This is a genomic window from Amycolatopsis sp. H20-H5, assembly GCF_035828755.1.
Lineage (GTDB): Bacteria > Actinomycetota > Actinomycetes > Mycobacteriales > Pseudonocardiaceae > Amycolatopsis.
This window is the reverse complement of sequence record NZ_JAYMZS010000093.1, coordinates 1-12840: the sequence shown is the minus strand read 5'-3', so window position 1 is coordinate 12840 and position 12840 is coordinate 1. Positions and strand designations below refer to the sequence as shown.

Genomic DNA, 12840 nt, shown 5'->3' with positions numbered 1-12840 from the left:
GGACACGCCGGAAATGGTGCGGCAAGGAAACCTGGTCCACGGCGAGAATGCAACCGTCCCGCCAGATCAGGCTTTCCGGACGAATTTTCTCCGTCACGTAACACACCCCCGTACAGTCATCTCCACCATCGTAGGCGACTGTTTCCGGTTGAACGGAAAATCGCGGCCGGTATTCCTTATTTACCACCAAAGATCACCGGACAGGGCACCTAGGTCGTAGCGTCACTACGACCACCAGCGCGTCTTGATCCAGTTGCCGCCGGGACACGGCATCCCGGCCGCCCAAGGGATTACCGTCATGACGAACAGAGAGTTCGCCCTGTCGCCGCTCAGAAACGGATTCCCATGCCGAACACCGATCGCACCTCCGCCCCGCTCCGGCTCGACGCGATCCGTGAGCTCATCGAGGCCGAAGAAGAGGATTCCAACGATTTTCTCCACTTGACCGCGAACGAGACCGTGCTCTCCCCCTTCGCGCGCAAGGTGCTTTCCAGCGAACTCGGCAGCCGTTACCTGCTCGAACACCTGGACATGCGGCAGGACTCCCCGTCCCGGTTGAACAATTTGCTCTACCGCGGCATGAACCACGTCAACCAGGTCGAGAAGTCCGCGACCGAGGTCTGCGAACGGATGTTCGGCGCCGAGTACGCCGAATTCCGCTGCCTGTCCGGCCTGCACGCCATGCAGACCACGTTCGCCGCGCTCACCGGACCGGGCGAGAAGATCATGCGGATCTCCACCAAGGACGGCGGGCACTTCCTCACCGAAATGATCTGCCGCACCTTCGGCCGCGAAAGCTGCACCTATGCTTTCCGGGACATCAGCGAGATCGACCTCGACGCCACTGCCGCGATCTTCCGGCGAGAACGGCCTTCGCTGCTCTACATCGACGCGATGAACTACCTCTTTCCCTTCCCCATCCGGGAACTCAAGGACCTGATCGGCGACGTTCCCCTGGTCTACGACGCCTCGCACACGTTGGGGCTGATCGCGGGAAAGAGATTTCAGGACCCCCTCGCCGAAGGTGCGGACATCCTCCAGGCGAACACCCACAAGACCTTTTTCGGCCCGCAGAAAGGGCTGATCGTGGGCAACGACCGCGGCTTGATGGAGAGAATCAGCTACACCCTGTCGAACGGGATGGTGAGCAGCCAGCACACCGCGTCGACCCTGGCCCTGTTCATCGCGCTGCACGAGATGTACGAGGTGGGCGAAGCCTATGCCGACCAGGTGCTCCGCAACGCGAAGAAGCTCGCCACCCGGCTCGACGAGCTCGGCGTTCCGATGCTGGCGAAGGACCGCGGCTTCACCGCGAACCACATGATGTTCGTCGACACGAGGGATCTCGGGGGCGGCCCCCCGCTCATCGACCGCCTGATCGCCGCCGGGATCTCGGCGAACCGGGCGGTCGCCTTCGACCACGTCGACGCACTCCGGCTCGGCGTCCAGGAGATCACCCGGCGAAGCGGCGACGAGGACGACATGGACCGTATCGCCGGCTGGCTCGCCGATGTCTTGCTGGGCAAGGCGAAGCCCGAAGACGTCCGGCCACAGGTCCGGACCTTCGCCAGGAACCATCAGACCATCCGGTTCACCGGCGGCCCGGCCGCCGAACCCACCGGCCGGGCACGGCACCGCGATACTCCTGCCCATCGGCAGGGCGGCCGCTGGGTCGAGACAGTCCTGCGCCGGGACCCGGTCGACCACAGTGGACACCGCGCGACCCTCGAGGAAAGCAGGGCACTGGCCCGGCTGGGAGGCGCTTTCGCCCACCAGACGGATTCCGCGGGCAATGTCAGCTTCTCGGCAGGGGGAAAGCTCTACGTCTCCGCCAGCGGCTCCTACATCAAGGACCTCGGTGACGAGGATTTCGTCCAGGTCGAAGCGGTCGACGAAGGTGTCCTGCACTGTCGCGGCTCAGGCCCGGCGTCGGTCGAGGCCTATCTGCACTACTTGCTGGCGACCAGGCTTTCCGCGAAGTTCGTCGTCCACAACCACTACATTCCCGACGCGCACCTCACCCGGCTGGGCGTACGGGTCATCGAGCCACAGGAATACGGGAGCGTCGCCCTCGCGACCGCGGTGGCGCGGGCGGCCGAAGACGCCAAGAAGATCTACGTGCGACGCCACGGCCTCGTCTTCTGGTCCGAGACCTTCGCCGAAGCCCGCGATCTGATTTCCGGACTGTCGGCCGAGTTGCCCTGAACGCCCTGCTACTGACTGATCGTCTCGAAGCGCGGCTGGGCGATCCTGAGGTAGTCCTCAGTGCGCAGCGCGACAGACCGGTCGAGACGAGCGGCGTTGAAGAACAGCTCCTTGATCTTCTGGATGTCCGGATCCACGATGAGCCGCAGGTCCGGGTCGAAGGAGAACGGCAGAATGGTGCCCGCCACACAACCGGACAGCCGTTCGGCGATCTCCGGGGTGGCGAAGGAGATGTAGGTGCCGCCGAGCAGGCTCTTCAGCGCGTTGAGGTCGACCTTCCGATCGCCCGGCACGACGGCGAGGACGTACTGGGTGACCTTCTTGCCGAGCTTGACCATGATGACCATGCACTTGGCGGCGTCGCCGACCTCGTTGCCCCGCAAGGGACTGACGATGTCCGTGCGGCCTTCGGCCGGGTGATCGATGAGCCGGTACTCCGCACTGTTCTCCTCGAGCAGGGAGACCAGTTTGTCGTAGGTACTCGTGTCCACAGTTCCTCTTTCTCGGTGATGAGCTCGTGATGGGCCTGAAGCCGCCGTCAGCCGATCCAGCCTCGCGTGTACCAACTGCGCAGCATCCGTGCCACCACAACGCCGAACTCGGCCCGGCGGAGCGAACGGCCGAGCTGGCGGGCACGCAGCAGCAGGAGCTCACACGTTTCCGCCGCCGGGAAGAACGGATCCGTCGCGAGCGTGCCGTCCGCCGCGAGCACGGCGACCACCCGGTGATCGACCACCCCCACCAGCAGGTCCGCGGACAACGCGTGATCGACGGTCAGCTCACCCAGCTCGACCAGGTTCGCGACGCCGTCGGCGTCCGAGGGCGTGCACGCGTGGATGCTGATGTGCCCGGAACCCACGGCGGTGCCGGAAGACCAGAGGGACAGCATCGATTACACCTCCGCGCAGACGGACCGACAGACAGTTCAGCAAACTGAACGACTTAAGCCAATATACAGTACCACGTGTGTCCCCCGTCTCACAGGCCCGCGCCGTTGGCCGCCACCCACGGGAGACCGGCTCATCGGCTACATTCCTCAGGAACACCACCGGGGAGGGTGGCTGCGGCAACGACGGGACCGACGGCGGGAGCACAATGCCGGAACACCAGAGCGGCGACGTCCGGGAGAGCAACGCGGCGCTGATCGGCGCCCAGATCCGCCGGATGCGGGAGGCCCGGCGGATGTCGGCGGCCGAACTCGCCAGAGAAGCGGGTATCAGCAAGGGAACCCTGTCCACGCTCGAAGCCGGCCTCGGGAATCCCACGATCGACACCCTCTCGGCGATCGCGGTGACACTGCGACTCCCCCTCGGCGACATCATCCTGCCCGCCTCGCCGCCGAAGCCGGTAGTCCGCACCGGCACCCGGGAACCGGACTACAGCAAGCAGGAACTGCTGCATCGGATGGGCGCGGGCGTCCTCACCGAGGTCTGGCGGATCCGCATCCACGAAGCGGGCCAGCGCATCGAGAGCCCGCCCCACGCACCAGGAACCAGTGAGCACATCTACGTCGCGCACGGCGAACTGACAGCGGGCCCGGTCGACGCACCGAACGCCGTCACCACCGGCGACTTCCTCATCTTCGGCGCCGACGTCCCGCACTTCTACCAGGCCTCGACCGACAACGCCGACGCCATCTGCGTGATGACCTACCCCGCGACCGGCTGGTAGCGCGCTCCCCGCAGCGACACCGGAGTATCCGTAACGGACCCGATGCCACGATCGACCTCAGGGTCATGGCGAACTCGATCGAGACAAGGCTGAAGGACCGGAACCTGGACGACCAACGGCGTCGCCCGGTTCAAGCTCTACCGGTGTTCCATCATTCCGGTGTCGTTGCGAGGTGGGCTTTGGCGAGGATCTCGTCGATGGTGGCATTCACCGTCGGACGCGACACCCGGCAAACGCCGTGATCTCGTTCTTCCGGCGGCCATGAGCACACCAGTCTTCGCACACCGTTACTCGGTGTGGAGTGGGTCGTGTGCGGTGTTGCGGATGGGTCTTCGCTCCGGATCCAGCCACACAGGCGGGAGCCATTCGATGATTCCGTTACGCAGCCGCATATCCCAGCCGCCATGGTGGAGCAGGTGGTGATGTCTCTCGCAGGCAAGCCCGAGATTGACGATATCCGTCGGGCCTCCGACACCACCAGGATCACTCCAGTGCACAATGTGGTGTGGCGTGGCCCATTTCGGGCCTCGTGAACACCCCGGACCGGTACACCCACGATCCCGGATGATCAACGCCCGGCGTTGCGCCGGAGTCGCCGTCCGCACCGCGCGGCCCAAGTCGAGGACTTCACTGGCACCGTTCAGTACCGCTGGTACGGCTTTCGCGTCGCAGCACATCCGCCGCACCTGACTCACACTCATGGCGCCGTATCCGTCGAGTATGACTATGCCTGCGCGGCGTTCCAGCTCTTCCAGTCCGATCGTCACCGTGACGACGGCCCGTTCACCGGCCTTGACCGGTAGGTCGGGGGAGCGTCCGGCGAGGTCGAAGATCGCCGCCAGCGCATCACCGTGACGCTGCGCCGCCGTCCGCGGATCCCGGTTACCGAACACATCAACCGGATCAGGCTTCGCCAACGGAATCAGCATGTTCTCCGCGAAATGCCCGGCCTCAGGATCAAACTCACCCGAGTACTTCATCCGACCATCACGCGTGAACGAGTAGCGAAACTCCCGGTGGGGCCGGGACAGGTCCCGCTCACGATCCTCCGGCTTCTTGTCCAGCACATCCCAGTACCCCAGCACCCGCCGACCGACCTTCCGAACGGTGGTGGGGATCGCCTGCTGCGACAACTCGACCAGAGTGGCCTCGTGCGCCGCGACCTCCTCCACTGACACTGAGTCAGGAGCCTGCGACAGGACGTGCTCGATCTCGTGGGCATGTTCCCGGTTGATCTCGCCGGACTCCAACGCCTTCCGCATCAACGGAAGCACCGCAGTAGCCTGAGCGACACGAGCGGAGGCTTCCCTCTTCGACACCCGCAACGACAACGCCAGCATCGTCGCCGTGTCACGGAAACCCTTCTCCACAGACAAACCGCGCTTGTCGACGTCACCGACGAGATCCAGCATCCGCGCATACACACGACACAAATCCCGTTCAACAGCAAGAAGCCCAGCAGTCAACTCCCCATCGGAAAGCTGCCACACCGACACCATCTCATCAACACCCACACCCTCATACTACCCGAACATCTGTTCGAATCACCACCCGTTCAGGTACGACTGACCAACTTTTTCCGGCAACGTCAGAAACCCTTACACGACAACAGAAACAAACAGGTGGCATGATGGTCTGCCCGTCCCGCAAAGATTCCGCACTCGCCAAAACGTCAGCGGCCGCTCGGAAACGACGGTTTGACCATGTCGAACCCCGGCTCGACCTCCCGCACCGGACCCCACTCGCCGCAGCCGAACTCCTCGCAGGGAACAAAAGGCGTTACGCAACAACAAAACTGGCGGCGTGGTAGCCATCAATCAGGCGACGGGAAGACCACCACCGGAACCCACCACCAACCGCAACCAACCCACAAAACCCGAGGCCTTCCCAGAGCCAGCCCGTCCGGCGAGGACATTCCCTCCACCAAAGAAAAGACAAAGAAGCAGCTGCCACTCAGAACCGATCGCCAGGCCCAACGTCGACAACGGACTGGTAGACAACAGGACGAGCGACGACGTGCAGTTCAGGGTCGTCGATCACCCGGCGCATCGAGGCGCGCCACTCCGGATTCGCCCGCGCCTGATCGAGAGCCGTGCCGCTCTCCCATTCAGCGACGTTGACGAAGCGCAGCTCAACGTCGTCGACAAGGGACCGGAACAGCCGGGCTCGGACAAGTCCGGGCTGCTCGGCCATGACGCGGGCGTTGTCCTTCCAGCGAACCAGAAAACGATCAGACTCCTCGATCGGCACGGTGAAGGCGTTGATCAGGACGACCGGCTCACTCACGAGCGCATCGGGCAGCGGCGGGACGGACTGGGACATGGGATCTCCTTCTCAGTGGGAACGAACCGGTTCCAGAAGCGCTCGCCTGGCCAGTTGGGACGATCGTGGCGCCTGCTCGGTGCGGCCCACCAGCAGTCCGAAAGCCAGCAGCGCAGCAGCGGCCCGGACGGCGTGTGCGCTCTGCCAGCGGTCGCGCACCTGCGCCCAGTCGGCGGGTGGCGCTTGCGGGTTCCAGGCGAGCTGGTCGGCGTTGATCGGCAGGTTGATCACCAGCGTGGTGACCAGTACCAGCACCAGCAGGACCAGAACCACCGCCGAGGACCAGCGCGCACGCGACCGCCGCCGGAAGGCGAGGACGGCTTGGAGTGCGGCGATGATCAGGGCCGGAATCAGGAGGACCGTGGCGAACACGTCGAGCGCGACGAGTTCGACCAGCCGGACGTGCGTGTAGACGGTGCCGTCGAAGGAGCGCGCCGACAGTTCGACGATCAGGACCGTGGCCAGGAACCCCGCGAAGAGGCCCGTGAACAGCAGGCCTGCCCAGCGAAGAGCCCGGTCGACTGTTTCAGCCACGGAAGGCCCCGGCGTTGTCGGCGGCCCAGTCGGCGAAGGTGGCCGCGGGCCTGCCCAGTACCTGCGCCACGGCGTCGGAGGTCGGTCCCGGTGCCTTGGCGTAGTCGGCCAGGGAACCGAGCAACCGCTCGGGGACGTCCTCGGGCAGCCCCGCGGCGAGCATCCCCAGCCGGATCTGCTCGGGCGGAAGCTCCTCGAAGTGCAGATCGGCTCCGATGGCCTCGCCGATCAGCCGGACCTTGTCCTGCTGCGTAAGCGATTCCGGGCCGGTGAGCAGGTAGGACTGTCCGGTGTGCACAGAGTCCCGCAGTGCTCGAACCGCGACTTCCGCGATGTCACGCTCGTGGATCGGTGAGGACGCCGCCCCGCCGAAGGCGCCGCGCACCGAGCCCGTCGCCCGGATCTGCGGCGCCCACGCCAGGCTGTTCGCGGCGAAGTCCGCGCACCGCAGGACCGTCCATTCCAGACCGGAAGCCCTGGCGATCTCCTCGACCGCCCGGAACTGGTCGGCGAACCGCGCGAGCCCGGCGGGATGCTCGACGGTGGTCGCCGACAGCACCACGACCCGTCGCACCCCCTGCCGGGCGGCCAAGGACAGCAGTTCGCCCACGGCCCTCCCGGCCGCGCGCGGGCTGAGCAGGATCGCCTCGGTGTCGCCCAACGCCGCGGTGAGGGTGGCGGGGTTCGACGGATCGCCTTCGACGACGAGCGCGTCCTCAGGCAGCGCGGCGCGTGCCGGGTCGCGGGTCACCGCTGCCACCTTCTCGCCCTCTTTCAGCAGAAGTCCCGTCGCCGCGCGGCCGACGGACCCGGTCGCCCCCGTGATCAAGATCATGACGCACCTCTCGTGGAGTGGGCCTGTGGCCAGGTTACATCGGATTCCAAAATAGTTTGTATATCCGAAGTAGTTATACTGCGCGGATGGATTCAGAGCAAGCCCCGGCCGGGCAGGTGGCGCAGCGGGTGCCGGACGCTGACGAGGTGGCCGAGGTCATCGCCTACGTGCCACCGCTCGCCGCGTTCTTCCACCGGGCGCGGGTGGACATGCCGCCGGCGATGCAGACGGCCTTCGACAAACATCGGCTGGGCACGCGGCACGGCGCCGTGCTGATCCAGCTGTTCACGGGGCGGCCGCTGAGCGTCACCGCGCTCGCCGAGCGGCTCGGCAGCTCACTTTCTTCGGCCAGCGAGCTGGTCGGCGACCTGGAACGCGCCGGGATGGTGCGACGCCAGGAGGACCCCGCCGACCGCAGGCGCACCCTCGTCTCGCTACCCGACCAACCCCGCGAGGAGTTCACGCAGTTCCTGGGACTGCGTGCCGCCCCCCTGCTTGAGGCGCTGGGTCAGTTGTCGCCGGAACACCGCGAGGGCTTCATCACCGGGCTCCGGCTCTGGGTCGCCGAGACCGAGCGCTGACCCTGGCCCGGCACCGCTCTCATCGCGCGGCTGACCTTGCCCGACGAGCCGAGTGGCAGTCCGGGGCACTGGCGGAAACTCGCCGACCGGCGGCTCGTGATACGAAACCGCGACCGCCGCCACTCCCGGCAGCACCTCGGCGGCACGCGGTCGCGGAACACCGTGATCTCGTTGATCAGCACGATGTTCACGAACCGGTCGGTGTTCTCGAGCAGCTTCGCCGTCTCGGCCCCGCGAGTGCCCTCGGCCGCCACGACCACGTCGGCGAGACGGCCGGAGAACACTGCACAGTGCTTGGCACACAAGGAGGTGTGCCCGCCGGGCGTTCCCGACGCCGAAACGCCGGTTGCCGGTCGTGCGTGACCTCCACTCGCGCAGGGCGGCAAGCCCCGTCACGCATGAGCCTCGGTCCCTCGGTCAGCGCGAGCGGTGCCCGCTACCCCCCGGCCGGTGTGCTGCCCCGCCAGCCACAGGCACCAGCCGATCTCCGCGGACAGCGAGATCGCGAGCGGGGCACCACGGCCCGACGTGGCCGCGTGGAGATCGGCCAGCAGGACAGCGGCCTCGTCGAGCAAAGCGGGCGTCGGGATTCCCGGGAGCCGCGCGGCCGCGCACTCGATCCGCCGAGCCGGGTCGTCAGGCGTGCTGGCCACCGTTGTCGTCCCTCACCGTCGAGTGACGGCCAGCCGGATGACAAACCGGCTGGAGGTATGCCCCGGACGTGGCAATCCGGCGCACCACGGCCTCGCTCCCCTGGCGTGAACTCGGCGGGCCGGGCGACGATCCGCACCGGCAGGCGGGACCATCCCGGCCCGCAACGCGGTCGCGGTCGGCATGGCCCGGTTCGCAGCCGTGAGAACGCGTAAGAAAGCCGCAAGACTCTCTTGTGGACACTCAGTGCGCGTCACTCTTCCGGACAGCCAATTGTTACCGGCATCGTACGGGCGGCGGGAAAGCGTGGTGCCCGCGCCCGAGGACCCTTACCTTCACCTTCACCGGCACCATCGTGAGAGAGAGTGACCATGACCGACACCGCCATGACCCCGACCCCGGCCACTTCGCTGATCTCGCCCCGGATGGTGAACGCGGGTTTCGCCGCGCTCAGAATCGGCTTCGGCGTGAACTGGCTGAGCAACGCGATCGCCAAGCTGATCGGCAAGACCACCTTCGGCGGTGGCTGGTTCTCCTTCAACCTCGTCGACCGGGACGTCGCCCACGGAATCCTGCAACAGGCCGCGGGCAGCACGCCGATCTCACCACTGCGCGGTTTCTACACCGACGTCGTACTGGCCAACTGGGGCTTCTTCCAGTGGTTCCTGACCTTCACGGAACTCGCCATCGGCATCGGCCTGCTGTTCGGGATCGCGTCGCGCCTCGCTTCGGTCGGCGGCCTGCTGCTGCTCACCCCGATCTGGATCATGCTGCTGGGCACCAACCAGTACTTCTGGACCTACCCGCTCGACGTGCTCCCCCTGGTGCTGCTCGCCATCATCCCCACCGGCCGGGTCGCGGGCTTCGACCGCGCCCTCGCCACCCGGTTCAAGGCGCGCTGGCCGTTCTGAGCACCGGGCGCGCGCTCGGCGGATACTGGACCGGACAACCAGGAGGCGAGATGCCCGCTTCGGACACTTCGGACCTGACCGCCGCCCTGCGCGCGGCGCTGGCCGCCGGGACACGCGACGCGTTCGCGGCGTTACTCACCGCGGATGTCTTGTGGGGTAACGAAAGCTGCTCGGGCCGCGCGGAGGTAAGCGCCTGCTACGCGGGCCTGCTGGCCGCCGGACTCCGGATCGCGGAGCTGACCGAAAGCGACGACGGGCACCTGCTCCTCACCCTGCGGATGGCCGCACCGGACCCGGCCCAGCTGACGTTCCGGCTGACCCCGAGAGACGGCCTGATCGCCGCCATCGTCGAACTCGGCCGACCGCCGCGCGTCGAGCTGCTGTACTTCGACGGCTGCCCGAACCACGAGACGTTCCTGCCGCACCTGCGGCAGCTCCTCGCCGAGCACGCCGTGACCGCGCCGATCACCCTGATCCGCGTCGAAGACGACGAAGACGCCCGCCACCACCGGTTCCTGGGGTCACCGACCCTGCGCGTCGACGGCCTCGACGTGGATCCGGGCGCCGCCGGGCGCGACACGTTCGGCCTGCAGTGCCGCCTCTACCGCACCCCGGACGGCACCCGCGGCGTTCCCGCCGACGAGTGGATCCTCGACGCACTCGGCGACCCCTGCCACCACGCGGGCGACCGCTGAGCACCCTCGACGCCGGGAAGCCCGTCCCCGGAACGGCCGACGCTGGGTTAGGATTGGTCTACACCACAGCGCCGTGGGGAGGTCAACCTCGGCGCGGAGCGCGCCCCGACGACAGGACGCACATGGAGATCGTGATCGTGCCCGACAGCACGGCGATGGGCGAGCTCGCGGCAGGCGCGGTCGCCGACCTGCTGGCCGGCAAGCCGGACGCGCTGATCGGCGTGGCCACCGGATCCAGCCCGCTGCCGGTGTACGCGGCGCTGACCCGGCTGGTCGGCAGCGGCTCCCTCGACGTCAGCCGGGCACGGATCTGCCAGCTGGACGAGTACATCGGCCTGCCGGCCGGGCACCCGGAGTCCTATCGCGCCGTGCTCGAACGGGAGGTGCTCCGGCCGCTCGGGCTGCCTGCCGGTGCCTTCATCGGCGCGGACGGCACCGCCGCGGACCTGCCACGGGCGTGCGCCGACTACGAACAGGCCCTCAAGACCGCGGGCGGGGTCGACCTCCAGCTGCTCGGGATCGGCTCCGACGGGCACATCGGCTTCAACGAACCCTGCTCCTCGTTCGGCTCGCGGACGCGGGTCAAGACACTGACCGCCCAGACCCGCGCCGACAACGCCCGGTTCTTCGACAGCCCGGACGAGGTCCCGCGGCACGTGATCACCCAGGGCATCGCGACCATCAGCGAAGCGCGCCACCTCGTACTGGTGGCCTCGGGCGAGGCCAAGGCCGAAGCCGTGGCGCTGGCCGTCGAGGGCCCGCTGGCCGCGGTGGTCCCGGCGTCGGCGCTCCAGCTCCATCCGCACGTGAGCGTGATCATCGACGAAGCGGCGGCGAGCAACCTCAAGCTCGCGGGCTATTTCCGGGCGACTTACGACACCAAACCCAGCTGGCAGGGTCTATAGCGGAGTCTCCAGCGGGCCGGAAAACGCACTGAGCGGGACTCGCACGTGCGTGCGAGTCCCGCTCAGGCTTCAGGCGAGTCCCACCTCCAGGTCCACCGGATCCGCGGTTCGACGGGGGGGGGTTGGCGAACCGCGTCCGGCGGTGGGGTGAACGGGACTCTCGGGTGCGGGGGCTAGCGGTAGCGGGTCCGGCCGATCGTGGCGGCGACGGTCAGCGGCACGGTCAGCACCGCGGCCAGCAGGAACAGGTTCTGGTACTGCCCGTGCTCGGCGGCGCCCGCGGCGAATGTGGTCGCCAGCGCGCTGCCGACGTAGAGGGCGACGCCGAACATCGCGACCCCGGTCGCCCTGGCGGCGGGCGAGAGCTGGGTGGCCCACGACTGGATGGTCGAGTGCATGAACGCCCAGCCGCCGCCCAGCAGCAGCGCGGTGACCACCAGCGCGGGCACCGACAGGCTGAGCGCCGCGACCGAGTAGGCCACCAGCATCTGTGTCCCGCCGAGCAGGATGAGCAGCGTCGGGCTCAGCTTGCCGACGAGCCGCTTGACTGGCCATGTCCAGGTACGGCACGAGGGCCTGGGCGAGTGTGCTCACGACGGCGTGCTCGCCACGCGAAGCGGCCAGCCGGATGCCGCTCAGTACGCTGCGGTGTTCCTGGGCGAACCAGTTCAGCCTGCTTCGCGTTCGGCGGCCGTGTAGTGCTCGCCACCGCCGTCGACGGGCGGGCCCATCACCAGGCCGGCCTCACGCATCACCTCCACGTAGAAGGCCAGCGCTTTGCCGGTCACCGCCTCCCGGACGTCCGCCGCCTCCGAGCTGACAGACTAGAACGACGCGAACGCGCGGCAGCGCCATTCGAGCCAACGAAGCAATCGTTACCAGGCGCTCGGAGGCAGCAGCGGCGAACCCTCGCCGGAGTCCACTGTTCCCGCGTGAATTCGTGACAATGGGGAAACGAGACAGAAGCACGACATTCTTCGCTCGCCACTGACGAAATGCGCCGGGTGCGGTTGAATTACAGTTTACTTCACCGGCACCCAAGGACACGCCATGAGCACATACCAAGAGGAAGCCGTCGCCGGGTCCGGCGCCGGACAATCACCTCGCGTTTTCATCACCTATTCCCACGAATCGGAACAGCACAAGAAGCTCGTCCGGGAGTTCGCGACTTTCCTGCGGACGGAGGTGGGGGTCGACGCCCACCTCGACCAGTGGGCCGACGACGGACGGCGCGACTGGTCGCTGTGGGCGATCGAACAGCTGACCGAGGCAGACTTCGTCCTGGTCATCGCCTCGCCCGACTACAAGCGGCGAGCCGAGGGCAGAGCGGCTCCGGCCGAGGGCCGTGGCGCCCAATTCGAGGCCGCGATGATCAGGGACAACATCACCCAGGACCTCCCACGCACGGCAAAGGCAAGATCATCTAGCGTGACGTCGATGTAGCAGCGCGTGATCGTCTGCGGCTGGGTGCGACGGGCACAGGGCGCAATATGGGGATGACCTCCTGTCTGGAAATATGAGGTTTGCGAG

The 12840-nt window shown here is 67.2% G+C and carries 16 protein-coding genes; 7 read left to right on the top strand and 9 right to left on the bottom strand.

Going from position 1 to position 12840, the window contains the following annotated elements; translation table 11 throughout:
- The first annotated feature begins 345 nt into the window (after nucleotides 1–345).
- A complete protein-coding gene (locus QMK34_RS35190) occupies nucleotides 346–2205 on the top strand; it encodes a fluorothreonine transaldolase (protein WP_326419029.1) in 1860 nt (619 codons plus the stop codon).
- A gap of 8 nt (nucleotides 2206–2213) precedes the next feature.
- Here the strand turns inward: QMK34_RS35190 and QMK34_RS35185 are convergent, their stop codons facing one another.
- Entirely contained in the window at nucleotides 2214–2696 is a 483-nt protein-coding gene (locus QMK34_RS35185; protein WP_326419028.1) for a YbaK/EbsC family protein, read from the bottom strand.
- A gap of 47 nt (nucleotides 2697–2743) precedes the next feature.
- Nucleotides 2744–3094, bottom strand: coding sequence for a hypothetical protein (locus QMK34_RS35180; RefSeq protein ID WP_326419027.1), 351 nt, complete (start codon nucleotides 3092–3094; stop codon nucleotides 2744–2746).
- A 206-nt stretch (nucleotides 3095–3300) separates the two neighbouring features.
- Here QMK34_RS35180 and QMK34_RS35175 point away from each other — a divergent pair, with 206 nt between their 5' ends.
- Entirely contained in the window at nucleotides 3301–3876 is a 576-nt protein-coding gene (locus tag QMK34_RS35175; RefSeq protein ID WP_326419026.1) for a helix-turn-helix domain-containing protein, read from the top strand.
- Between the two features lie 287 nt (nucleotides 3877–4163).
- On the opposite strand, the gene QMK34_RS35170 is transcribed toward QMK34_RS35175, so the two are convergent.
- The 4 genes from QMK34_RS35170 to QMK34_RS35155 all read right to left on the bottom strand — a co-directional run bounded on the left by QMK34_RS35170 (nucleotide 4164) and on the right by QMK34_RS35155 (nucleotide 7567).
- Nucleotides 4164–5375, bottom strand: a complete 1212-nt coding sequence (locus QMK34_RS35170; RefSeq protein WP_326419052.1) for an HNH endonuclease signature motif containing protein — start codon at nucleotides 5373–5375, stop codon at nucleotides 4164–4166.
- 454 nt (nucleotides 5376–5829) lie between these two features.
- Complete coding sequence (locus QMK34_RS35165; protein ID WP_326419025.1) at nucleotides 5830–6198, bottom strand: antibiotic biosynthesis monooxygenase family protein; 369 nt, start codon at nucleotides 6196–6198, stop codon at nucleotides 5830–5832.
- 12 nt (nucleotides 6199–6210) lie between these two features.
- Entirely contained in the window at nucleotides 6211–6732 is a 522-nt protein-coding gene (locus QMK34_RS35160; RefSeq protein ID WP_326419024.1) for an anthrone oxygenase family protein, read from the bottom strand.
- Nucleotides 6725–7567, bottom strand: a complete 843-nt coding sequence (locus QMK34_RS35155) for an NAD(P)H-binding protein (RefSeq protein WP_326419023.1) — start codon at nucleotides 7565–7567, stop codon at nucleotides 6725–6727. The genes QMK34_RS35160 and QMK34_RS35155 overlap by 8 nt, the downstream gene beginning before the upstream one ends.
- 86 nt (nucleotides 7568–7653) lie before the next feature.
- Between QMK34_RS35155 and QMK34_RS35150 the strand changes: the two genes are divergently transcribed.
- On the top strand, nucleotides 7654–8148 hold the full coding sequence (locus QMK34_RS35150; protein WP_326419022.1) for a MarR family winged helix-turn-helix transcriptional regulator: 495 nt from the start codon (nucleotides 7654–7656) through the stop codon (nucleotides 8146–8148).
- On the opposite strand, the gene QMK34_RS35145 is transcribed toward QMK34_RS35150, so the two are convergent.
- Together QMK34_RS35145 and QMK34_RS35140 are read right to left on the bottom strand one after the other, a co-directional pair.
- Nucleotides 8076–8432, bottom strand: coding sequence for a hypothetical protein (locus tag QMK34_RS35145; RefSeq protein ID WP_326419021.1), 357 nt, complete (start codon nucleotides 8430–8432; stop codon nucleotides 8076–8078). The genes QMK34_RS35150 and QMK34_RS35145 overlap by 73 nt on opposite strands.
- Nucleotides 8433–8540: 108 nt before the next feature.
- Complete coding sequence (locus QMK34_RS35140) at nucleotides 8541–8801, bottom strand: hypothetical protein (protein ID WP_326419020.1); 261 nt, start codon at nucleotides 8799–8801, stop codon at nucleotides 8541–8543.
- Between the two features lie 369 nt (nucleotides 8802–9170).
- Between QMK34_RS35140 and QMK34_RS35135 the strand changes: the two genes are divergently transcribed.
- From QMK34_RS35135 to QMK34_RS35125, 3 genes are all read left to right on the top strand, one after another.
- Complete coding sequence (locus QMK34_RS35135; protein ID WP_326419018.1) at nucleotides 9171–9710, top strand: hypothetical protein; 540 nt, start codon at nucleotides 9171–9173, stop codon at nucleotides 9708–9710.
- Between the two features lie 50 nt (nucleotides 9711–9760).
- The gene (locus QMK34_RS35130; RefSeq protein ID WP_326419017.1) at nucleotides 9761–10405 is read left to right on the top strand and encodes a DF family (seleno)protein; all 645 of its coding nucleotides are present in this window, start codon (nucleotides 9761–9763) and stop codon (nucleotides 10403–10405) included.
- Between the two features lie 122 nt (nucleotides 10406–10527).
- On the top strand, nucleotides 10528–11310 hold the full coding sequence (locus QMK34_RS35125; protein WP_326419016.1) for a glucosamine-6-phosphate deaminase: 783 nt from the start codon (nucleotides 10528–10530) through the stop codon (nucleotides 11308–11310).
- A gap of 173 nt (nucleotides 11311–11483) precedes the next feature.
- Here the strand turns inward: QMK34_RS35125 and QMK34_RS35120 are convergent, their stop codons facing one another.
- Nucleotides 11484–11798, bottom strand: a complete 315-nt coding sequence (locus tag QMK34_RS35120) for a hypothetical protein (protein ID WP_326419015.1) — start codon at nucleotides 11796–11798, stop codon at nucleotides 11484–11486.
- Nucleotides 11799–12360: 562 nt separating this feature from the next.
- On the opposite strand from QMK34_RS35120, the gene QMK34_RS35115 reads away from it, so the two are divergent.
- Complete coding sequence (locus tag QMK34_RS35115; RefSeq protein ID WP_326419014.1) at nucleotides 12361–12753, top strand: SEFIR domain-containing protein; 393 nt, start codon at nucleotides 12361–12363, stop codon at nucleotides 12751–12753.
- Nucleotides 12754–12840: the final 87 nt, after the last annotated feature.

Coding starts and splice junctions, on each gene's coding strand:
- QMK34_RS35135 (WP_326419018.1), top strand. CDS start 9,171: ATGACCGACACCGCCATGACCCCGACCCCGGCCACTTCGCTGATCTCG.
- QMK34_RS35150 (WP_326419022.1), top strand. CDS start 7,654: ATGGATTCAGAGCAAGCCCCGGCCGGGCAGGTGGCGCAGCGGGTGCCG.
- QMK34_RS35170 (WP_326419052.1), bottom strand. CDS start 5,375: ATGGTGTCGGTGTGGCAGCTTTCCGATGGGGAGTTGACTGCTGGGCTT.
- QMK34_RS35165 (WP_326419025.1), bottom strand. CDS start 6,198: ATGTCCCAGTCCGTCCCGCCGCTGCCCGATGCGCTCGTGAGTGAGCCG.
- QMK34_RS35125 (WP_326419016.1), top strand. CDS start 10,528: ATGGAGATCGTGATCGTGCCCGACAGCACGGCGATGGGCGAGCTCGCG.
- QMK34_RS35175 (WP_326419026.1), top strand. CDS start 3,301: ATGCCGGAACACCAGAGCGGCGACGTCCGGGAGAGCAACGCGGCGCTG.
- QMK34_RS35115 (WP_326419014.1), top strand. CDS start 12,361: ATGAGCACATACCAAGAGGAAGCCGTCGCCGGGTCCGGCGCCGGACAA.
- QMK34_RS35180 (WP_326419027.1), bottom strand. CDS start 3,094: ATGCTGTCCCTCTGGTCTTCCGGCACCGCCGTGGGTTCCGGGCACATC.
- QMK34_RS35190 (WP_326419029.1), top strand. CDS start 346: ATGCCGAACACCGATCGCACCTCCGCCCCGCTCCGGCTCGACGCGATC.
- QMK34_RS35155 (WP_326419023.1), bottom strand. CDS start 7,567: ATGATCTTGATCACGGGGGCGACCGGGTCCGTCGGCCGCGCGGCGACG.
- QMK34_RS35130 (WP_326419017.1), top strand. CDS start 9,761: ATGCCCGCTTCGGACACTTCGGACCTGACCGCCGCCCTGCGCGCGGCG.
- QMK34_RS35120 (WP_326419015.1), bottom strand. CDS start 11,798: ATGCTGGTGGCCTACTCGGTCGCGGCGCTCAGCCTGTCGGTGCCCGCG.